The organism is Pseudomonas mandelii (genome assembly GCF_900106065.1).
Lineage (GTDB): Bacteria > Pseudomonadota > Gammaproteobacteria > Pseudomonadales > Pseudomonadaceae > Aquipseudomonas > Aquipseudomonas mandelii.
This window is the reverse complement of sequence record NZ_LT629796.1, coordinates 3,431,118-3,450,122: the sequence shown is the minus strand read 5'-3', so window position 1 is coordinate 3,450,122 and position 19,005 is coordinate 3,431,118. Positions and strand designations below refer to the sequence as shown.

Sequence of the window (19,005 nt, the reverse complement as noted above, 5' to 3'; positions counted from 1 at the left end):
CCGGGGCGGGAAGGCTGTACGTGTCATAGCCGTGTCGACCCGCCCCTTAGGAAAATCCCTGATGCTGGACTCTCTGCTCGTTCCCACCGCAATCGTTGCCTTGGCCGAAATCGGCGACAAGACGCAACTGCTCGCGCTCATTCTCGCTGCCCGCTTTCGCAAACCCTGGCCGATCATCGCCGGCATCGTCGCCGCGACCCTGGCCAACCATGCGGCGGCCGGTGCGGTCGGTGCCTGGTTCGGCAGTTTCTTCTCGAATGCGGTGTTGCACTGGATCCTGGCGGCGAGCTTCGCCGCGACCGCACTGTGGACCCTGGTGCCGGACAAGATGGACGACGATGAAGCCAGCACCGCCCGCAAGTTCGGGCCGTTCCTGACCACGCTGATCGCGTTTTTCCTGGCAGAAATGGGCGACAAAACCCAGGTCGCCACGGTGATGCTCGCCGCGCAATACCCGGATTTGTGGCTGGTGATCATCGGCACCACCGCCGGGATGTTGATTGCCAACGTGCCGGTGGTATTGGCGGGTAACTTTGCGGCGGATAAATTGCCGCTCACCCTGATCCGTCGCCTGGCGGCGTCGGCGTTCTTTGTCCTGGCGATTGTGGCGGTGTACAAGGCGATGCAGAGCAGCGGGTGGGTTTGACGCCGTAGGTTGATAGACCGCGTTATCGTTCCTCGCGGGCAAGTCTCGCGCCTACAGATTCTGTGTCGTAATCGACCGAAAACCTGTAGGAGCGAGGCTAGCCCGCGAAGGCGTCAACGGCATCACCGCCTGACCATCAGGATTTCGGCGCTTTCTCGTACAACGGCATCACCTTCGGAATCGCCGCCTGCAACGAAGCAATCCGGCTGGACGAAGCCGGGTGCGTACTCAAGAACTCAGGTGGGGCGCCTTCCGAGGCTTTGCTCATTTTGTTCCACAACGTGATCGCCGCATTCGGGTTGTAACCGGCGCGGGCCGCCAGCTCGAGGCCGATCAGGTCCGCCTCGTTTTCATTGCCACGGCTGTTGGGCAAGGTCATGCCGTATTTCGCCACGGTGTCCGCCAGGGCCAGGCTGTCCTGACCCAGACCGAGCAACGCACCTGCGCCTTGCTTGGCCATTTCGACGCCGTATGCCTTGGACATCGCTTCACGACCATGCTCGCGCAGGGCATGGGCGATTTCATGGCCCATGATCGCGGCGATTTCATCGTCGGTGAGTTGCAGTTTGTCGATCAGCCCCGTGTAGAAAAAGATCTTGCCGCCAGGCCCGCAGTTGGCATTGAGCTCGTCGCTCTTGATCAGGTTGACTTCCCATTTCCACTGGGCCGAATCTGGACGAAACACCGGCGCCTGGGCAATCAGCCGATCGGCAATCAGCTGGACGCGCTTGGCGTCGTTACTGGTCTTGTCCAGCACACCCTTGGTGCTCGCCTCTCCGACAGTCTTCTGATAAGACTGCGCGTACATCTGGTTGACTTCGTCGGTGGACAACATGCTGAACATGTACTGCTTACGCTCTACGCCAACAGCCCCACCGCTGGTGGTATTGACCGACTGACAACCGGCAAGCAACAAACCTGCGCTCAGCGCACACACAACCAATGTCTTGTTCATCAAAAAACTCCCTGAAAACATGCCGGGTATCCTAGGCGGGTAACTGTATCCGCACCAGATACAACTGACGTGTAGACGCTCATTTCAGATAAAGCTCTCATTGCCGTAGGAAAAAATTCACATAACGGCGCTCGCCACGGTCGCCAACGCCCGGCAATGATTCATTTACGACATCAACCACTCCAAAACAGCCATTTCGCGCTGCCTCGCTCATGGCCCTCCAGCTCCCTGCCGATACACCACCGCAGACGTCCTCTTGCGTGCGGAGCACCCATGAAATTCAAGTCGATCCAGTTTTCCGTGGCCGCCCTCGCCGGCGCCATCGTCCTTAGCGTAGTCGCCGCGCTGGTGCTGTACGCACTGTTTTCCGGCGCCCGGACGCAAGACATGGTCCAGGAGCGGACCCAGGCGCAATTCGAGCAAGTCATCGAGCAGCGCCTGACCTCTCTGGCGCAAACCCAGGTCAGCCAGATCCAGCGCGAACTCGAAGCGCCGCTGCTGATCGCTGGCGGCCTGGTGCGGGTCAACGCGCTGATCGGTACGCCGGGGGCCGATGGCCAGCCGACATTGAGTCTGAGCCGGGAGCAGTTGATCAGCCTGATCAAGGAAAACGTGGCCAAGAACCCGAAAATTCTCGGCACCTATATAGGTTGGGAAAAAGACGCGCTCGATCACAACGATGCGGCCTACGTCGACACCAAGGTGGTCGGCATCGACGCCAGCAACGGGCGCTTCCTGCCGTGGTGGTTTCGCAACGAGGACGGCACCCTGGGCCTGGACAAACTGGTGGACGTCGATGACCAGAAAACCCTGTCCACCGGCGTGCGTGCCAGCGAGTACTACCTGTGCTCGAAAGAAACCAAGAAGTCCTGCGTGATCGATCCGGCGCCCTACAAGGTCGGGGACAAGATCGTCATGCTCGCCTCCTTTATTGAACCGATCATGCTCAACGGCGCCTTCCAGGGCATCGTCGGTGCCGACCTGTCGGTGAACTTCATCCAGGAAATGTTGCTGGGGGCGAATCAGAAACTGTACAGCGGCGCAGGGGAAATGGCGCTGATCGGCGGTAATGGCCGGATCGTTGCCTACACCAAGGACCCGAGCAAATTCGGCGAAAAGGTCAGCGACATTCTCGACAGCAAGCAGATCGCCAACATGGCCCACCTCAAGGGCGGCGAAGTGACTTACACCGTCGACAAGGCCCAGGGCCGGATCGAGTTGTACCTGCCCTTCGGCATCGGCCAGACCGATGCGCGCTGGACCTTGATGCTGCAATTGCCGCTGAACGCCGTGATGGCTGACCTGCAAAAACTCCAGGGCGACCTGGACGCTCAGCGCAAATCCGACACCTTCGGCATGGCCATGGTCGGTTTGTTGATCGCCGGTATCGGTCTGTTGGTGATCTGGCTGGTGGGCCACGGCATCGCCCGTCCGCTCAAGCAAATGGTGGCGATGCTCGACGATATCGCCAAAGGCGAAGGCGACCTGACGCGCCGCCTGACCAGCGACCGCGCCGACGAACTGGGCTCGATTGCCAAAGGCTTCAACACGTTCCTCGCCAAGCTACAGGCGATGATCACCCAGGTCGTGACCTCGGTGCAGAGCGTCAGCGATTCATCGGAACACACCGCCGACATTGCCATCCGCACCAACATCGGTGTGCAGAAGCAAATGGCCGAGATCGATCAAGTGGCGACGGCGGTGCATGAAATGACGGCCACCGCCCAAGACGTGGCACGCAACGCCACCCAGGCCGCGCAAGCCGCCAGCCATGCCGATCAGGCAGCGGCCCAGGGCATGCAAATTGTCCGGGATACGTCGAATTCGATTGGCGTCCTGGCAATTGAAATCGGCAAGGCTGTGGGCGTGGTGCAAACCCTGGCCAAGGACAGCGAGAACATCAACGCGATCCTGACCGCCATTCGCGGGATCGCTGAACAAACCAATCTGCTGGCCTTGAATGCCGCCATTGAAGCGGCACGCGCGGGCGAACAGGGCCGCGGTTTTGCGGTGGTGGCCGATGAAGTGCGCAACCTGGCGCAGAAGACTCAGAAAGCCACTGAAGAAATCCAGACCATGATCCAGCAACTGCAACAAGGCACCCGCGATGTAGTGCGGGTCATGGAGGACAGCCAGAACCGCACAGACGAAAGCGTGCAACATGCGGCGAAAGCGGCCGAGGCCCTGGAGACCATTACTCAGGCGGTGTCGGTGATCAATGACATGAACACCCAGATTGCCAGTGCGGCCGAAGAGCAGAGCGCGGTGGCGGATGACATCAACCGTAACGTGATCAACATCGGGCAAGTGGCCAATGAAGTGGCCGGCGGGGCGGATGAGTCCAGTGCGGCGAGTGCGGATCTGACCAAGTTGGCTGAGCAGCAGCGGCGGTTGATCAATCAGTTCAAGGTTTAAAGATTACAGGAAGGTCCTGCGGACCTTATCGCGAGCAGGCTCGCTCCCACAGGGGGATTTCTGTGAACACATTATTTGTGAACACTAGAGATCCACTGTGGGAGCGAGGCTTGCCCGCGAAGGCGTCAGCACAGGCAACCTTTAACCAGGGGTCAGACACTCCGGCCCATTCAGCTTCGGATCATTCACCAGATTTGCCAATACCCGCTCGCGCAACGCCGCGGGTTCACTGGCCAGCAACCCTTGCAATACATGCAGCGGCGTCTCTGGATCAAGCCACGCCGCCTGCCCTGCCTCATCCAGAATCAACGGCCGACGCTGACTCGCGGCCGGCTGGGTGATCACCGCCGTGCTCAGCCACACTTGCTCCTGCACCGGATACGCTTCCCAGATCGCCGCAAAAAACAAGGTCGAGCCTTCTCCCGGCGTCAGCCAATACGGGCGCTTGCGGGTCGTGCCACGCCATTCGTAGAAACCGTTGGCCGGCAGCAGGCAACGGCGTTCGCGCAAGGCCTGGCGAAACATCGGTTGTTCAGCGACGGTTTCGGCCCGGGCATGGGCCGGGGTGCGGGAAAGATCGGTCAGCCACGGCGGCGTCAGCCCCCAACGCGCCCGCGCCAACTCACGCTGAGCGTCTGCGCCGGCACGCAGCATCAGCACCGAATCATTGGGGGAAATATTCCACTGGGCCTGCTGATCGGCAGGGAAGCCAGGCAGGGCCGCGAAGGCGGGGTTCCAGCGAAACAGGGCATAACGTCCACACATGGGGCAACACGACTCTCAATAAAACGAACGCCAGCCTAACAGACCAGCGTGCCGGGAAAGCTGTCCGGTTCATCACCGGGCAGTGGCAGCGCGGCATTGTACGCGGTGATCAGCTCGCGGGCGTATTCGGCCTGGTCGTTGTCCACCGACAAACCCAGCAGGCCGTAGATCGGCAGTTCACCGGTCCCGCCGATCAAATCGCGGCCCACCAGATGCGCCTCAATGCCCTCGCTGGCCAGCATGCCTTGCAGCAACTCACCTTCCATCAGGTTTTCCGGCTCGTAGATTCGCTGCATAGACGCCCTTACTCGTTTTCGCTGAACACTTCGAGATGCCATTCCTCTCCGTCTACCTGCAACACAAACGTTATCGGCCGACAGCACACCTGACAGTCCTCGATATAGGTCTGATCGCCACCGGACAGGTCCACCGTCGTCTCGACCTCTTCACCACAATACGGACATTCGTACAACGCAGGTTCCAGCATCGCGGTCTCCCAAGTGACTTGTGCGTATAATCGCCGGTCTATTTGCAGGGCTATTTTTGTCTGGCTAACTTTTCAGACCGTGCCCCGTTGGTTTTCGATCAAAACCTTTACTTACCCTAGCCGTTTCTAACAAGAGAGCATGATGGGCGAATTCGATGCCATCCGACCTTACAATGACAGCGAAGTCCCTGCGGTGCTGGACCGACTGCTCGGCGACAAGGCGTTTCTAGATATCCTCATCCATTTCCGCTTCCCGCGTTTTGCCGGTGCCTTTGGCTGGGCGCTCAAACCTCTTATAGCTCATCGGCTGCGCCGTGAGTTCGCCAGCGTCACCTCGGTGGCGACGTTGCAGGATAAAGTCGAGATGTATGTCGACCACACCATCGAACGAGCCACGGACGGTGTGACGTACACCGGCGTCGAGCAGTTCAAGTCCGGCAGCGCCTACCTGTTCATCGCCAACCACCGTGACATCGTGATGGACCCGGCCTTCGTCAACTACGCCGTGTACCACGCCGGCCTGCCGACACCGCGCATCGCGATCGGCGACAACTTGCTGCAAAAGCCCTTTGTCAGCGATTTGATGCGCCTGAACAAGAGCTTCATCGTGCACCGTTCGATCACCGGGCGTCGCGAGAAGATGGCGGCGTATCAGCTGCTGTCCGCCTACATCAACCACTCGATCCGCAACGATTGCGCCTCCATCTGGATCGCCCAGGCCGAGGGCCGGGCCAAGGACGGTGATGACCGCACCGAGTCGGCGATCTTGAAGATGTTCCACATGAGCCGCAAGGACGAGCCGTTCGGCGAAGTCATCCGCTCGCTCAACGTCAGCCCGGTGTCGATCAGCTACGAATACGACCCGTGCGACCAGGCCAAGGCCCGCGAGTTGTTCATCCGCGCCACCACCGGCAGCTACACCAAAGTCCCGGGCGAGGACGACGTCAGCATCGCCAAGGGCATCACCGGCTACAAGGGCCGGGTGCACGTGAACTTCGCCGCGCCGATCACCGAACTGTTCGACGACACCAAGCAATTGGCGATCGAAATAGACCGGCAGATTCTCGGCGGCTACCGGTTATTCCCGGTGCATTACCTGGCTTACGCGCAGTGGAAAGACGCTGACCCGCAATTGCAGGTGCCAAAAGCTGCCGAGGTGTTTGCGGCCGACGAACTGGCCAAGGCCCAGGAAGAATGGCAACGCCGACTGGAAGCCTGCCCTGAGGAACATCGGCCGTATCTGGTGCTGCAATATGCGACGCCGGTGCGTAATCAGTATCGGGTCAAGGCTGGTTTGCCGCTGTAATTGACTGGATACAACAACGGCGCCTTCGAGGCGCCGTTTTTATTTGCCTCGACGCGGTAGGTGGGCAAGGCTCTGTACCTGTGGCGAGGGAGCTTGCTCCCGCCCGACTCAGCAGCAGTCGAAACATCGGTGCTCGCGGTTTGCCTGACGCTACAAGGATGGCTGGTTGTGGGGCCGCTTCGCAGTCCAGCGGGAGCAAGCTCCCTCGCCACAAGGTTCTGCGTCAAAGATTCAGAACCAGGTGCTGATCCAAGACACCAGCAACGCCAACCCCAGGCACGCGAAGCCGAAGCGGTAGAAAAACCGGTTCATGCGCAATGTCGCCCAATCCAGGGTGGGCTCTTCGTTCGGGCGGCTCTGGCGTTGGGCGACAAGGCTCGCCATGGCGCGTTGTTCACGGCGACGCGTGGCATGCAGCAGCCAACTACCCGGGAAGGCCAACAGCAAGGCCAGCAGGTTGATCAACTTGGCGGGATGGTGGGTGAACAGCGAAATCAAATGCAACGACATCACGGACCTCGGCAAAACAGGTGTGGCAGACGCCGAACCGACGACCGCGGCGCGAATTCTACCGAAAGCCTGTCCCCCTGCCCTGCCTTTCCGACAAATAACGAACCATCTGACCAAATGCTGCCCTGTGTCACGGCTCCGTCATCTGAATACGCCAGTCTGGCGGCCCTCGAAACCGACACGGATACCGTCATGCTGCACGCCGAAAACCAGGACCGCCTCTACCTCATCGCCCAGAGTGACGAACAACAAAACCTCGTAGGAAGCCTCGCCTTTAACGTTCAGGACCGCCATTGGCTGGTTTATTGCGCACTGGGCGGGCATCAGCATGCGGATTTGCCAGAAACGGATTTGCTGACCGGCGTGAGCGTGCTGGATTTCTATTCACAAGCGGCCTGACCCCACCAGCCTCGCGCCTGCTGGTGATCGGTAATCAGCAGGCATGAAAAAGCCCGGAGCCATTACTGGCACCGGGCTTTTTTGAATCTCGCGAAAGTTACTCGCCGAGAATCTGACCAATCGTCGGGTCCTTGAACAGACGCGTCAACGCATCGCTCAACACGTCGCTGACCAGCTTGGTGTTGGTTTCCTGATTCGGCGCCATACCGAAACGCTGGTCCAGGGATGCGCCGTAACGGCCGCTGTAGCGACGGTTGGCGTTCTGCACATCCGAGCGGAAAGTTGCGCCGATGGTCGCTTCAGTCACGTACATGCCTTCTTTAGGCGACTGATACTTCAACTCGGCCAGGGTAACGGTCAATTGCGGGGCATTCAGCGCATTCGAGGTCGGGGTGAAGCCCAGCAACCGCACGGCCGCCTCGGCCTGTGCCTGCAACTTCGGCAGGATCTGCGCGCCCTGCACGGTGATCGCGCTGGTCTCGGGGTACAAGCCACCACGGGTGCCCAGGGTTGGCGACGGACGACCATCCACCACACGCACCACCACCGGCTGACCGCGGCCGACCGGCGCCAGCTGAGCTGTCAGCTTGGGTTCAGGGTTCAGTTGTTGCGGGCTGTGGGCGCAGCCGACGAGGGTCAAACTGGTCACAGTGATCAAACCGAACAACAGGCGTTGCAACATGCTCTTCTCTCCAGAATCAGGCACAAACAGGCCCGCAGTATAGCCGTGCGCCACTGCAGCGAACTAGGGCGCTGCAATGATTGAAGTAATTTCCTACAAACCCATCAGAAACCCCCTCGTGTCACAGATCTGTCATCGCCCATACACTTTCACGTCACGGCTTGCTGGCAACCTTCTCGGCAGGTCACCCACAAGGTACTTTGTCATGCGTTATCTCATCTCGCTGTTCGCGCCACGCCCCTTGCACCGCAGTTTTGCCCTGCTCGACCGCAATGGCCATTGCCAGGCGTTCAAGCAGTGCAGCCTCCAGCCGATGGGCGATGGCTGGGTCGAAATCGAAGAAATCCGCCTCAACTGGTTGCACCATCCCCTGCCCCCGAGCGCCCGTGTCAGCCAGCGCCGGCCACGTGCACGGGTGCAACATCTGTTGACCACCTGACCAGACGCCTAATAAAAGTCATTAAACACGTCCATTTCCCTGCGTTTCTTAGATACAATCTCCCCCCGATTATAAGGACGTCTCCTGATCGGGCCTCGCAGCATCGTCAATGCTTCGGTATTGGCACCCCGCACCGCCCACAGAGAGCCGCCCACACAGATCGAGTGAAGCTGGCGCGCTTGCTGTTCCTTGAGCAAAAACCCCACTTTTCGCGAATCTGCAGAGCTGTCATTACGCTCGGTCACTGAGCTGTTTGCCCGTTTTGCCTGTCATGTACCCCATGACGGCAATCCATCCGGGCACGGTGCCAGGCTGGGACAGCCCTTTTTTGAGGTTCACGTCTTCAAAAGAGCGTGAAAAAAACGGGTTTTCACAACTTCACAAGAGTGTGGCGAGCAAATGAATAGTTTTGCGTCTGAACATGCACCATTAGCGTCTGAAACAGCCCAACGACACAGGACCGAGTACTCCTCGAACACCGGAGCCTGAAGCCTGTCCGCTACGGATTTGGTTGCACAAACGGATGTCTCGACCATAAGTCGAATTGCCAGCCGCGCGCTGAGATGAGTTCATGTAACTCTTTAGGCCCGGCCGCATGCATCCGTCGAAGTTGCGAAAAATTGCGAAGATTCGGACATGGCAACACTGACCACGGGTACCTGGGCATCACTGACACGCCCCGGAACGCCTGGCAGCCATGCCGACAATTTGGTGCTGCAGATTTTGGAGACGCGTTAAATGGCGCATAACGAAGCAGTCGACGTAGTACTGGTTGGGGCCGGCATCATGAGTGCCACCCTTGCCGTACTGCTCAAAGAACTCGACCCCGCGATCAAGCTGGAAGTCGTCGAGCTGATGGATTCCGGTGCTGCGGAGAGTTCCAACCCATGGAACAACGCCGGTACCGGTCACGCCGGGCTGTGTGAGCTCAATTACACGCCGCAAGCGGCCGACGGCAGCGTCGACATCAAGAAAGCCGTGCACATCAACACTCAGTTTGAAGTGTCGAAGCAGTTCTGGTCCTACCTGACCAAAAAAGGCACGTTCGGCTCCTGCAAGACGTTCATCAGCCCGGTGCCGCACCTCAGCTTCGTGCAGGGCAATGATGGCGTTTCCTTCCTCAAGGAACGCTTCAAGACCCTGAGTAAGCACCACGCCTTCTCGGACATGGAATACACCGAAGACAAGGCCACCATGGCCGACTGGATGCCGTTGATGATGCCGGGCCGGCCAGCCGACGAAGTCGTCGCAGCCACCCGCGTAATGAACGGCACCGACGTCAACTTCGGCGCCCTGACCAATCAATTGCTCAAGCACCTGACCAGCGCACCCGATGCCCAGGTCAAGTACTGCAAGCGCGTGACGGGCCTCAAGCGTAACGGCAGCGGCTGGACCGTCAGCATCAAGGACGTCAACAGCGGCAACACCCGTGAAGTCGACGCCAAATTCGTCTTCCTCGGTGCGGGCGGCGCGGCACTGCCGCTGTTGCAGGCCTCGGGCATCGAAGAAAGCAAAGGCTTCGGCGGCTTCCCGATCAGTGGCCAGTGGCTGCGTTGCGACAATCCGGAAGTGGTCAAGCATCACCAGGCCAAGGTCTACAGCCAGGCTGCGGTGGGTTCTCCACCGATGTCGGTGCCGCACCTGGATACCCGCGTGGTCGATGGCAAGAAGTCCCTGCTGTTCGGACCTTATGCCGGTTTCACCACCAAGTTCCTCAAGCATGGCTCCTTCATGGACCTGCCGATGTCGGTTCGCGCCGGCAACATCGGCCCGATGCTGGCCGTGGCGAAAAACAACATGGACCTGACCAAGTACCTGGTCAGCGAAGTGATGCAGTCGATGGAGCAGCGTCTGGACTCCCTGCGTCGCTTTTACCCTGAGGCGAAAGCCGAAGACTGGCGCCTGGAAGTGGCCGGCCAACGGGTGCAGATCATCAAGAAGGATCCGAAAAAAGGCGGCGTTCTGCAGTTCGGTACCGAACTGGTCGCGGCCAAGGACGGTTCCCTTGCCGCCCTGCTCGGCGCCTCCCCAGGCGCTTCGGTGACTGTTTCGATCATGCTTGAGCTGATTGAAAAATGCTTCCCGAACAAGGCATCCGGCGAATGGGCTGCCAAACTGGCGGAAATCTTCCCGGCCCGGGAAAAAGTTCTGGAAACCGACGCTGCGCTGTATCGCAAGATCAATGCGCACAACAACGTCGCCCTGGAACTGGTTGAAGCCAGTAACGAGACCGAAAGCTACGCTTGATTCGGCCGCATGAAAAACGCCCCGTTCTCAGTGAGAGCGGGGCGTTTTTTTTAGGACGCTGAAATTATCTTTGTGGCGAGGGAGCTTGCTCCCGCTGGGCTGCGAAGCGGCCCCAAAGCTCTGCGAACGGCATAGATTTTGTGAGCGCTGCGCACTCAAGCGGGAGCAAGCTCCCTCGCCACATATTCCGGTGTGTCCGGGATCAGCCGCGCGCCTTGGCAATCAACTCGATGTACTCGGCGGCATTGCGCTGATCCTTGATCAGGGCGACGAAGTCATTGCCGTGCTCATCCTTGCCATCCAGGTCCAGGCCGGCTGCGACGAAGAATGTCAGAAAACGCTCGAAGTCATCGATGCGCAGGCCACGGTAGGCCTTGATCAGCTTATGCAGGGACGGCGAAGTGGCGTCGACCGGTTCGAAATCGAGAAACAACTTGATCTGCTCATCGCCGATCTCGTCACCAATCACTTGTTTCTTATCTTTACGCATTGCCGACTCCAGCTCGCAGACATTTCACGGGGCGGGCAGTTTACCCCTGCCCGGGCACAAGGCTCAACGCGGACGAACAGCGCCCGTGTGCAGATCGGCCCAGACATGGCCGTTGGCGTAGCTGAGGAACTGGCAATAGACCGTGCCATTGCGCAACAAATCGATCACCACCCGGTACTGCGCCATCGGGTAAAACAGCGTCAGGGTTTTGCTTTTTTCGTCATAGATCGGCTTTTTCAGGCTTTTGCTTTCGCCGTCGAAATTGACCAGCACCTGGTTGATGGTCGCGCCCTTGTTCAAGGATTTGCCCTTGAGGCGGATCATCATCGGAGACGTGACCGGAATCGGTTGTTGATTGGACTGACGCTGGCTGCCAACCACCACCGAATATTCGGTGACCTGCAACAACTGTTGCTGCTCGGGCTCCGCGTCACGCAGGGTCAGGTCATCAGGTGGCAGAAACTGCGCGTGCATCGGCGCCGGGGCGGCCGCCAGAGGCAGGCTGAGGGTCAGCAACAGGACGGCGCAGCTGCGGATCAAAAGGCTCATGACGGGCTCCGAAGACGAGGCCAAGCACTCTAGCATGAGGATCAACCGCGCGAATTGGCGATATAGGTCAATACTTCGCAGTACGAGGCTGGCCATGCTGGACGAGCTTTCAGCCGTCGTTCAACAGTGCATCGTCTTCTAGGGAGTGTGCATGACGTTCTCCGTCCCCCCGTTGTTTGCGGCCTGGCGTCAGACCTGGCGCGCCGGCTACACCCTCAGGCGCTTACGCGGCGACATCAGTGCCGGGGTGACGGTAGGGATTATCGCCATCCCGTTGGCCATGGCCCTGGCGATTGCCGTAGGTGTACCGCCCCAGCAAGGGTTGTATACGGTACTGATCGCTGCGCCCCTGATCGCCCTGACGGGAGGTTCACGTTTCAATGTCAGTGGGCCGACCGCCGCGTTCGTGGTCATTCTGTTGCCCATCACCCAACAATATGGCCTGGGCGGCCTGCTGCTTTGCACCATGCTTGCCGGCGTCATTCTCATTGCCTTGGGGCTGATTCGAGCCGGGCGGTTGATTCAGTACATTCCGTACCCGGTCACCCTGGGCTTTACCGCCGGGATCGGCATTGTCATTGCCACCCTGCAATTGAAGGATTTGCTGGGCCTGACCACCGCCGGCCAGGCAGAACACTACATCGAACAACTGGGCGTATTGATTCTGGCGTTGCCCAGCGCCCGACTAGGGGACGGGATCATCGGCCTCACATGCCTGGCCGTTCTGATTGTCTGGCCACGGTGGGTGCCGAGGATTCCGGGGCATCTGGTGGCGCTGACAATCGGCGCGCTCCTGGGGGTGGCGCTGGAGCACGGCGGGCTGGCGGTGGCGACATTGGGTGAGCGATTCAGCTATATGGTCGACGGCGTCAGCCATCCCGGCATTCCGCCGTTCCTGCCAAGCTTCGATTGGCCTTGGAATCTACCCGGCCCCGACGGCCAGCCGCTGCACCTGTCTTACGATTTGATCCGTCAGTTACTGGCGCCCGCGTTCGCCATTGCCATGCTCGGCGCCATCGAATCCTTGTTGTGTGCGGTGGTGGCGGATGGCATGACCGGCAGCAAACACGACCCCAACGCAGAACTGCTGGGCCAGGGCCTGGGCAACCTGATCGCACCGTTGTTCGGTGGCATTACCGCCACGGCGGCCATTGCCCGAAGTGCCACCAACGTGCGCAGCGGCGCCTTTTCGCCACTGGCCGCCATTATTCATAGCGCCGTGGTGCTGATGGCAATTCTCGTCCTGGCACCGCTTTTCAGCTACTTGCCGATGGCGGCACTGGCCGCGTTGCTGGTCATGGTGGCGTGGAACATGAGCGAGGCCCGACACGTGCTCCATACCTTGCGTATCGCGCCTCGCAGCGATGTGCTGGTCTTGCTGACCTGCCTGAGCCTGACAGTGTTGTTCGACATGGTGATGGCCGTCGCCGTCGGCCTGCTGCTGGCCGCCGGGTTATTTATCAAGCGCATGAGCGATCTCACCGACACCGCCGAACTGCCTCGCGGCTTCCATCAAGCCTTGCAGGACATGCCGGAGCACGTTCGCTGCTACGCGATACGCGGGCCGCTGTTCTTCGGCGCAGCTGAAAAAGCGCTGGGGGTGCTACGTAAATTCAACCCGGAGGTCAAAGTGGTGATCGTCGAGATGAGCGCCGTGCCGATGCTGGACATGACGGCGCTGGCCGCCTTCGACAATATCCTGAGGGATTACCGCAAGGACGGCATCGGCCTGATTCTGGTGGCGACCGCTCCACGGGTGCGCCTGAAGCTCAGGCGCGCGGGCATCCATCGGGAACAGCGTCAGCTGGCCTACGTGAACAACCTGGAACAGGCCCGTCGCAAAAGCGAACGCTGGCTGGCCGAGGAAAATTGAGCGCACGGCTCAATCAAACTGTGCGCGCATCCACGCCTGATACTCGGCCACACCCGGCTCGCCTTCACGTGGCGCCCAGTGCGCCAGCTCACCCTCACCGACCGGCCGATAAGGCCCGGCCTTGCATTCGAACATCAGGCTATCGGCTTCCAGCACGACCAGGCCATGGAACACGCCTGTTGGCAGGTCCACGCCGACACAATCACCACCGGCGACGAGGACTTGCTTCGTCACGACCACGCCAGACTCATCAAAGATCAGCAAACCGAGCCGCCCTTTGAGGACCAGCAATGTTTCTGCCTTGTTGTCGCCCAAGTGTCGGTGAGGCGGGATATACGTGTTTGGCTGTAACCCCACCGCCATGCGATGGCAAGCCTCTTCCATCTGATGGAAGTTGTGATGCTGACGCCCGCGAGGACTCGCGGCCGCTTTCTCGGCCAATCCGGCGAACAACGTTTGATCAAGAAAGCTGGGCACGGTCATGTTCTTACATTCCTTTAACAGCAAAAATCCCGTTGGCGTTACGCCAGTAACCTTTGTAGTCCATGCCGTAACCGAAGATGTAACGGTCGATGCACGGCAGGCCGACGAAATCGGCTTTCAGGTCCGGGCGAGCCTTGCGGTCGTGGTCCTTGTCGATCAGCACGGCGGTGTGCACTTTGCGCGCGCCAGCGTGTTTGCAGTAATCGATGATCGCGCCCAGGGTGTGACCTTCATCGAGGATGTCGTCGATGATCAGCACGTCGCGGTCGAGGAACGAAACTTCCGGCTTGGCTTTCCAGAACAGGTCGCCGCCGCTGGTTTCGTTGCGATAACGGGTGGCGTGCAGGTAGGACGCTTCCAGCGGGAAGTGCAGATGGGTGAGCAGCTTGCCGGCGAAAATCAGGCCGCCGTTCATCACGCAGAACACCACCGGGTTAGTGTCAGCCAGCTGTTCATTGATGTGTGCACCGACGCGGGCGATGGCCGCCTCGACTTCAGCTTCGGTGTACAGGCAGTCAGCCTCTCGCATGATTTGACGGATATGCTCGAGATCAGCGGACATGGCGCTCTCCAGGGGGGGACGGATTCGGGAAAAGCGGGCAAAGGTACGCATCCCGCACGGCCAGATCAAGCGTTTGTGGACTAACGTACTGTATGTCTATAGGACAACACCCTCGGATAGATTAATCTAGGCCGGTTTTTTTGCCCGCCGCCGGAGCCTTTCCCATGCCCATCCTCGAGATCCGCCATCCGCTGATCCGTCATAAACTCGGCCTCATGCGCCGCGCCGACATTAGCACGAAGAATTTCCGTGAGCTCGCTCAGGAAGTCGGTGCCCTGCTGACCTATGAAGCCACCAAAGACCTGCCGCTGGAAACCTACGACATCGAAGGTTGGTGCGGCACCGTGTCGGTGGAGAAAATCGCCGGCAAGAAAATCACCGTAGTGCCAATCCTGCGCGCCGGCATCGGCATGCTCGAAGGCGTGCTGAGCCTGATCCCGGGTGCCAAGGTCAGCGCCGTCGGCGTGGCCCGCAACGAACAAACCCTGCAGGCCCACACCTACCTGGAAAAACTGGTTCCGGAAATCAACGAGCGCCTGGCAATGATCATCGACCCGATGCTCGCCACCGGCAGCTCCATGGTCGCCACCATCGACCTGCTGAAAAAGGCCGGTTGCCGCGACATCCGCGCCATGGTGCTGGTTGCCGCGCCGGAAGGCATCGCCGCTGTAGGCAAAGCGCACCCGGACGTGATGATCTACACCGCCTCCATTGATGAAAAACTCAACGAACACGGTTACATCATCCCAGGCTTGGGCGATGCCGGTGACAAGATCTTCGGTACCAAGCAGAAGGACGCTTGAGCATGCAGCAAGAGTTCAACGATCCGCTCTGGCGCACGGTTCTGTCTGGCGCACAGATGCTGTTCGTGGCCTTCGGCGCCCTGGTGTTGATGCCGCTGATTACCGGCCTTGACCCTAACGTGGCGCTGTTTACCGCAGGCCTGGGGACGATTCTGTTCCAGATCGTCACCGGGCGCCAGGTGCCGGTATTCCTCGCATCGAGCTTCGCCTTCATCACCCCGATCATTCTCGCCAAGGGCCAGTTCGGCCTCGCGGCGACCATGGGCGGCGTGATGGCGGCGGGTTTCGTCTACACCTTTCTCGGCCTTGCGGTGAAGATCAAAGGCACCGGTTTCATCGACCGTCTGCTGCCACCGGTAGTGATTGGTCCGGTGATCATCTCGATCGGCCTGGCCATGGCGCCGATTGCCGCCAACATGGCGATGGGCAAGGCTGGCGACGGCACCGAGCTGATTCCCTATCAGACTGCCATGCTGATCTCGATGCCGGCGCTGCTCACCACGCTGATCGTCGCCGTGTTCGGTAAAGGCATTTTCCGCCTGGTGCCGATCATTTCCGGCGTGCTGGTCGGTTTTGCCATGGCGTTCTATTTCGGCGTCGTCGACACCGCGAAGATTGCCGCCGCACCGTGGTTTGCGATTCCGCACTTCACCGCGCCGGAGTTCAACTGGCAGGCGATTCTGTTCATCGTTCCGGTAGCCCTGGCGCCAGCCATCGAGCATATCGGCGGGGTAATTGCCGTCGGCAGCGTGACCGGTCGCGATTACCTGAAGAAACCCGGCCTGCACCGCACCCTGCTCGGCGATGGCATTGCCACCACCGCTGCCGGTCTGTTCGGCGGCCCGCCCAACACCACCTACGCCGAAGTGACGGGCGCGGTGATGCTGACCAAGAACTACAACCCGAAAATCATGACCTGGGCGGCGATCTTTGCCATCAGCCTGGCGTTCGTCGGCAAGTTCGGCGCACTGCTGCAAAGCATCCCGGTGCCGGTAATGGGCGGGATTCTGTGCCTGTTGTTTGGCTCGATCGCTGCGGTGGGGATGAACACGCTGATTCGCCACAAGATCGACCTGGGTGAAGCGCGCAATCTGGTGATTGTGTCGGTGACGTTGGTGTTCGGGATTGGCGGTGTGCTGGTCGGCACTGGCACCGGCCCCGATGACTTCGGCCTCAAAGGCATTGCGTTGTGCGCGGTGGTGGCGATCGGGCTGAATCTGTTGCTGCCGGGCAATGACAGCTGGAAGCACAAGAAGGCGGATGAGCCGTTGTTGTAGTCAGCCTTGAGAATGCCTTCGCGGGCAAGCCTCGCTCCTACAAGTTGTGTGTCGCTCGACACAACGACGCAATTCTGTAGGAGCGAGGCTTGCCCGCGAAGCTTTTAAAGCGCCAACGGCGCCCTGTCACACAAGGCACTCAACGCCCGCGCCCACTGCGGATCATCGTTGAGGCAAGGTACCAGCACCAATTCCTCGCCCCCCGCCTCGCGGAACAATTCCTTCCCGCGATCACCGATTTCCTCAAGCGTCTCGATGCAATCAGCAACGAACGCCGGGCACATCACTAGCACCTTCTTCACGCCCATTCCCGCCAGCTCATCGAGGCGCGCTTCGGTGTAGGGTTCGATCCATTTCGCCCGGCCCAAACGCGACTGGAACGACACCGACCACTTGCCATCCGCCAGCCCCATGCGCTTGGCAAACTCCGACGCCGTGCGCAGGCATTGGGCGCGGTAGCAGGTCGCCAATACTTCTGGCGAAGCGTTCTGGCAGCAATTATCGCTTTGGAAGCAATGGTGACCGGTAGGGTCGATCTTCTTCAGGTGCCGCTCCGGCAAACCATGGAAGCTCAGCAACAGGTGATCGTAATCCTGCTGCAAATAAGGTTTCGCGCTGGCGACCAATGCGTCGAGGTATTCCGGCTGATCGTAGAACGGCTGGAGAATCGAAAACTGCACATCGAGCCGCTTCTCACGCACCACCCGCTTGGCTTCTTCAATCACCGTGGTCACGGTGCTGTCGGCGAATTGTGGATAAAGCGGTGCGAGGGTGATTTTTTTGTGGCCCTGAGCCGCCAGCTCAACCAGTTTCGTCTCAATCGACGGCTCGCCGTAGCGCATCGCCAGCTCAACCGGCCCATGGTGCCATTGCGCAACCATGGCCTCGCGCAGGCGACGGCTGAGCACCACCAGCGGCGAGCCCTCCTCCCACCAGATCGACGCGTAGGCGTGGGCGGACTGCTCCGGACGCTTGATCAGGATCAGCGACACCAGCAAGCGTCGCACCGGCCATGGCAGGTCGATCACGTAGGGGTCCATCAGAAATTGATTGAGGTAACTGCGCACATCCGCCACCGATGTAGAGGCAGGTGAACCCAGGTTAACCAGAAGCAATGCGTGATCGGTCATGCAACGTCCTATTTCAAAGGCGGCTGGACAGGTCGTCCAGGGCCGCGCGCAAATCGGTGAACTGGAACGTGAAACCCGCTTCCAGCAAGCGCGCCGGTACGGCCTTCTGGCCGCCCAGCAACAGCAGTGACAACTCACCCAGGCAAACTTTCAAGGCCAAGGCCGGCATCGGCATGAACGCCGGTCGGTGCAGCACGGCGCCCAATGTTTTGGCGAACTCGCGGTTGCGCACCGGTTTTGGCGCGCAGGCATTATATGGACCGCTCGCGTCAATGCGATGCAGAAGAAAATCAATCAGGGCGATTTGATCGTTGATATGAATCCAGGGCATCCACTGCCGACCACTGCCCAAAGGCCCGCCCAGCCCCAGTTTGAACGGCAGCAACAGCCGCGACAAAAAGCCGCCCTCGGCAGACAGCACCAAACCGGTTCGAATCAGGATCACCCGAATACCCATGGCCTCGGCGCGCTGGGCGGTTTCTTCCCAGGCAATGCACAACTGACTGGCGAAATCATCGATGGACGGCGGAGACGCTTCGGTCAGTTCGCGCTCGCCACTGTCGCCGTACCAGCCGATGGCAGAACCCGAGATCAACACCTGCGGTTTCTGCGCGCGGGTCTCGAGCCAGGCCAGCAAGGTTTCGGTCAGGGTGATGCGACTCGCCCAGAGCAAGGCTTTGCGCCTGGACGTCCATGGCCGATCGGCAATGGGCGCGCCCGCCAAATTGATAATTGCGTCCACCGGTTCTTGCCCGAGGTCTTCGAACAACGCGACGCCGCGAACCTGGGCACCGCAGATTTTCGCGACTTTTTCCGGCGTGCGGCTCAAGACTGTCAGGCGATGTCCCTGACTCAACCAGTGTCGGCAGAGTTGACGTCCTATCAAACCAGTACCGCCGGTCAGCAATATGTGCATGACTTCTTCCTCGCGTGGCGTTTTACCCTGATCACTAGTCTATTTTTATAAGCAGGGATCTTTGGTATCGG

At 59.9% G+C, this 19,005-nt stretch carries 21 protein-coding genes and 1 pseudogene; 10 read left to right on the top strand and 12 right to left on the bottom strand.

Going from position 1 to position 19,005, the window contains the following annotated elements; genetic code table 11:
* Positions 1-61 precede the first annotated feature (61 nt).
* Positions 62-646 carry a TMEM165/GDT1 family protein gene (locus BLU63_RS15885; protein ID WP_010458201.1) on the top strand — a complete coding sequence of 195 codons (585 nt, stop codon included), beginning with the start codon at positions 62-64 and terminating at the stop codon, positions 644-646.
* 136 nt (positions 647-782) lie between these two features.
* Here the strand turns inward: BLU63_RS15885 and BLU63_RS15880 are convergent, their stop codons facing one another.
* Positions 783-1,601 carry a M48 family metallopeptidase gene (locus BLU63_RS15880; RefSeq protein ID WP_010458203.1) on the bottom strand — a complete coding sequence of 273 codons (819 nt, stop codon included), beginning with the start codon at positions 1,599-1,601 and terminating at the stop codon, positions 783-785.
* Between the two features lie 156 nt (positions 1,602-1,757).
* Here BLU63_RS15880 and BLU63_RS33805 point away from each other — a divergent pair.
* Positions 1,758-3,161, top strand: a pseudogene (locus BLU63_RS33805) (HAMP domain-containing protein); the annotation flags it as partial.
* Between the two features lie 12 nt (positions 3,162-3,173).
* Complete coding sequence (locus BLU63_RS33800; protein WP_370654477.1) at positions 3,174-4,016, top strand: methyl-accepting chemotaxis protein; 843 nt, start codon at positions 3,174-3,176, stop codon at positions 4,014-4,016.
* A 141-nt stretch (positions 4,017-4,157) separates the two neighbouring features.
* Here BLU63_RS33800 and BLU63_RS15870 read toward each other — a convergent pair whose 3' ends face one another.
* The 3 genes from BLU63_RS15870 to BLU63_RS15860 are packed head-to-tail and all read right to left on the bottom strand — an operon-like array spanning position 4,158 to position 5,268.
* Positions 4,158-4,781 carry an SOS response-associated peptidase gene (locus tag BLU63_RS15870; RefSeq protein WP_010458207.1) on the bottom strand — a complete coding sequence of 208 codons (624 nt, stop codon included), beginning with the start codon at positions 4,779-4,781 and terminating at the stop codon, positions 4,158-4,160.
* A 35-nt stretch (positions 4,782-4,816) separates the two neighbouring features.
* Positions 4,817-5,077, bottom strand: a complete 261-nt coding sequence (locus BLU63_RS15865) for a putative signal transducing protein (protein ID WP_010458208.1) — start codon at positions 5,075-5,077, stop codon at positions 4,817-4,819.
* Positions 5,078-5,085: 8 nt separating this feature from the next.
* Positions 5,086-5,268, bottom strand: a complete 183-nt coding sequence (locus tag BLU63_RS15860; protein ID WP_010458210.1) for a CPXCG motif-containing cysteine-rich protein — start codon at positions 5,266-5,268, stop codon at positions 5,086-5,088.
* 139 nt (positions 5,269-5,407) lie between these two features.
* Here BLU63_RS15860 and BLU63_RS15855 point away from each other — a divergent pair, with 139 nt between their 5' ends.
* The gene (locus tag BLU63_RS15855; RefSeq protein ID WP_077749002.1) at positions 5,408-6,574 is read left to right on the top strand and encodes a 1-acyl-sn-glycerol-3-phosphate acyltransferase; all 1,167 of its coding nucleotides are present in this window, start codon (positions 5,408-5,410) and stop codon (positions 6,572-6,574) included.
* Between the two features lie 231 nt (positions 6,575-6,805).
* Here BLU63_RS15855 and BLU63_RS15850 read toward each other — a convergent pair whose 3' ends face one another.
* Positions 6,806-7,084 (bottom strand): hypothetical protein, encoded by a 279-nt coding sequence (locus tag BLU63_RS15850; RefSeq protein WP_010458213.1) that lies wholly within the window; start codon positions 7,082-7,084, stop codon positions 6,806-6,808.
* A gap of 192 nt (positions 7,085-7,276) precedes the next feature.
* Between BLU63_RS15850 and BLU63_RS15845 the strand changes: the two genes are divergently transcribed.
* A complete protein-coding gene (locus BLU63_RS15845; RefSeq protein WP_010458215.1) occupies positions 7,277-7,483 on the top strand; it encodes a hypothetical protein in 207 nt (68 codons plus the stop codon).
* Between the two features lie 97 nt (positions 7,484-7,580).
* Here BLU63_RS15845 and BLU63_RS15840 read toward each other — a convergent pair whose 3' ends face one another.
* Positions 7,581-8,165: a YajG family lipoprotein gene (locus BLU63_RS15840; protein WP_010458217.1), complete on the bottom strand. Its 585-nt coding sequence runs from the start codon at positions 8,163-8,165 to the stop codon at positions 7,581-7,583.
* Between the two features lie 205 nt (positions 8,166-8,370).
* On the opposite strand from BLU63_RS15840, the gene BLU63_RS15835 reads away from it, so the two are divergent.
* Both BLU63_RS15835 and mqo read left to right on the top strand, forming a co-directional pair.
* Positions 8,371-8,604, top strand: coding sequence for a hypothetical protein (locus BLU63_RS15835; protein ID WP_010458219.1), 234 nt, complete (start codon positions 8,371-8,373; stop codon positions 8,602-8,604).
* Positions 8,605-9,342: 738 nt separating this feature from the next.
* Complete coding sequence (mqo, locus tag BLU63_RS15830) at positions 9,343-10,851, top strand: malate dehydrogenase (quinone) (RefSeq protein ID WP_077749003.1); 1,509 nt, start codon at positions 9,343-9,345, stop codon at positions 10,849-10,851.
* Between the two features lie 202 nt (positions 10,852-11,053).
* On the opposite strand, the gene BLU63_RS15825 is transcribed toward mqo, so the two are convergent.
* Both BLU63_RS15825 and BLU63_RS15820 read right to left on the bottom strand, forming a co-directional pair.
* Positions 11,054-11,341, bottom strand: coding sequence for a PA4642 family protein (locus BLU63_RS15825; RefSeq protein WP_010458223.1), 288 nt, complete (start codon positions 11,339-11,341; stop codon positions 11,054-11,056).
* 63 nt (positions 11,342-11,404) lie between these two features.
* On the bottom strand, positions 11,405-11,890 hold the full coding sequence (locus BLU63_RS15820; protein ID WP_010458225.1) for a hypothetical protein: 486 nt from the start codon (positions 11,888-11,890) through the stop codon (positions 11,405-11,407).
* Between the two features lie 151 nt (positions 11,891-12,041).
* Here BLU63_RS15820 and dauA point away from each other — a divergent pair, with 151 nt between their 5' ends.
* Complete coding sequence (gene dauA, locus BLU63_RS15815) at positions 12,042-13,763, top strand: C4-dicarboxylic acid transporter DauA (protein ID WP_010458228.1); 1,722 nt, start codon at positions 12,042-12,044, stop codon at positions 13,761-13,763.
* 9 nt (positions 13,764-13,772) lie between these two features.
* Here the strand turns inward: dauA and BLU63_RS15810 are convergent, their stop codons facing one another.
* Together BLU63_RS15810 and BLU63_RS15805 are read right to left on the bottom strand one after the other, a co-directional pair.
* The gene (locus tag BLU63_RS15810; RefSeq protein WP_010458230.1) at positions 13,773-14,246 is read right to left on the bottom strand and encodes a WbuC family cupin fold metalloprotein; all 474 of its coding nucleotides are present in this window, start codon (positions 14,244-14,246) and stop codon (positions 13,773-13,775) included.
* A gap of 4 nt (positions 14,247-14,250) precedes the next feature.
* Positions 14,251-14,808: a hypoxanthine-guanine phosphoribosyltransferase gene (locus BLU63_RS15805; protein ID WP_010458232.1), complete on the bottom strand. Its 558-nt coding sequence runs from the start codon at positions 14,806-14,808 to the stop codon at positions 14,251-14,253.
* A 164-nt stretch (positions 14,809-14,972) separates the two neighbouring features.
* On the opposite strand from BLU63_RS15805, the gene upp reads away from it, so the two are divergent.
* Both upp and BLU63_RS15795 read left to right on the top strand, forming a co-directional pair.
* A complete protein-coding gene (gene upp / locus BLU63_RS15800; protein WP_010458234.1) occupies positions 14,973-15,611 on the top strand; it encodes a uracil phosphoribosyltransferase in 639 nt (212 codons plus the stop codon).
* 2 nt (positions 15,612-15,613) lie between these two features.
* The gene (locus tag BLU63_RS15795) at positions 15,614-16,888 is read left to right on the top strand and encodes a uracil-xanthine permease family protein (RefSeq protein WP_010458235.1); all 1,275 of its coding nucleotides are present in this window, start codon (positions 15,614-15,616) and stop codon (positions 16,886-16,888) included.
* 104 nt (positions 16,889-16,992) lie between these two features.
* Here BLU63_RS15795 and hemH read toward each other — a convergent pair whose 3' ends face one another.
* Positions 16,993-18,018 (bottom strand): ferrochelatase, encoded by a 1,026-nt coding sequence (gene hemH / locus BLU63_RS15790; protein ID WP_083375762.1) that lies wholly within the window; start codon positions 18,016-18,018, stop codon positions 16,993-16,995.
* Between the two features lie 13 nt (positions 18,019-18,031).
* Positions 18,032-18,934 carry a TIGR01777 family oxidoreductase gene (locus tag BLU63_RS15785; RefSeq protein ID WP_083375761.1) on the bottom strand — a complete coding sequence of 301 codons (903 nt, stop codon included), beginning with the start codon at positions 18,932-18,934 and terminating at the stop codon, positions 18,032-18,034.
* Between the last annotated feature and the right edge of the window lie 71 nt (positions 18,935-19,005).

Bases quoted from the DNA above. Each gene is read 5' to 3' on its own strand.
- BLU63_RS15885 (WP_010458201.1), top strand. From the start codon at position 62: ATGCTGGACTCTCTGCTCGTTCCCACCGCAATCGTTGCCTTGGCCGAA.
- BLU63_RS15880 (WP_010458203.1), bottom strand. From the start codon at position 1,601: ATGAACAAGACATTGGTTGTGTGTGCGCTGAGCGCAGGTTTGTTGCTT.
- BLU63_RS33800 (WP_370654477.1), top strand. From the start codon at position 3,174: ATGATCACCCAGGTCGTGACCTCGGTGCAGAGCGTCAGCGATTCATCG.
- BLU63_RS15870 (WP_010458207.1), bottom strand. From the start codon at position 4,781: ATGTGTGGACGTTATGCCCTGTTTCGCTGGAACCCCGCCTTCGCGGCC.
- BLU63_RS15865 (WP_010458208.1), bottom strand. From the start codon at position 5,077: ATGCAGCGAATCTACGAGCCGGAAAACCTGATGGAAGGTGAGTTGCTG.
- BLU63_RS15860 (WP_010458210.1), bottom strand. From the start codon at position 5,268: ATGCTGGAACCTGCGTTGTACGAATGTCCGTATTGTGGTGAAGAGGTC.
- BLU63_RS15855 (WP_077749002.1), top strand. From the start codon at position 5,408: ATGATGGGCGAATTCGATGCCATCCGACCTTACAATGACAGCGAAGTC.
- BLU63_RS15850 (WP_010458213.1), bottom strand. From the start codon at position 7,084: ATGTCGTTGCATTTGATTTCGCTGTTCACCCACCATCCCGCCAAGTTG.
- BLU63_RS15845 (WP_010458215.1), top strand. From the start codon at position 7,277: ATGCTGCACGCCGAAAACCAGGACCGCCTCTACCTCATCGCCCAGAGT.
- BLU63_RS15840 (WP_010458217.1), bottom strand. From the start codon at position 8,165: ATGTTGCAACGCCTGTTGTTCGGTTTGATCACTGTGACCAGTTTGACC.
- BLU63_RS15835 (WP_010458219.1), top strand. From the start codon at position 8,371: ATGCGTTATCTCATCTCGCTGTTCGCGCCACGCCCCTTGCACCGCAGT.
- mqo (WP_077749003.1), top strand. From the start codon at position 9,343: ATGGCGCATAACGAAGCAGTCGACGTAGTACTGGTTGGGGCCGGCATC.
- BLU63_RS15825 (WP_010458223.1), bottom strand. From the start codon at position 11,341: ATGCGTAAAGATAAGAAACAAGTGATTGGTGACGAGATCGGCGATGAG.
- BLU63_RS15820 (WP_010458225.1), bottom strand. From the start codon at position 11,890: ATGAGCCTTTTGATCCGCAGCTGCGCCGTCCTGTTGCTGACCCTCAGC.
- dauA (WP_010458228.1), top strand. From the start codon at position 12,042: ATGACGTTCTCCGTCCCCCCGTTGTTTGCGGCCTGGCGTCAGACCTGG.
- BLU63_RS15810 (WP_010458230.1), bottom strand. From the start codon at position 14,246: ATGACCGTGCCCAGCTTTCTTGATCAAACGTTGTTCGCCGGATTGGCC.
- BLU63_RS15805 (WP_010458232.1), bottom strand. From the start codon at position 14,808: ATGTCCGCTGATCTCGAGCATATCCGTCAAATCATGCGAGAGGCTGAC.
- upp (WP_010458234.1), top strand. From the start codon at position 14,973: ATGCCCATCCTCGAGATCCGCCATCCGCTGATCCGTCATAAACTCGGC.
- BLU63_RS15795 (WP_010458235.1), top strand. From the start codon at position 15,614: ATGCAGCAAGAGTTCAACGATCCGCTCTGGCGCACGGTTCTGTCTGGC.
- hemH (WP_083375762.1), bottom strand. From the start codon at position 18,018: ATGACCGATCACGCATTGCTTCTGGTTAACCTGGGTTCACCTGCCTCT.
- BLU63_RS15785 (WP_083375761.1), bottom strand. From the start codon at position 18,934: ATGCACATATTGCTGACCGGCGGTACTGGTTTGATAGGACGTCAACTC.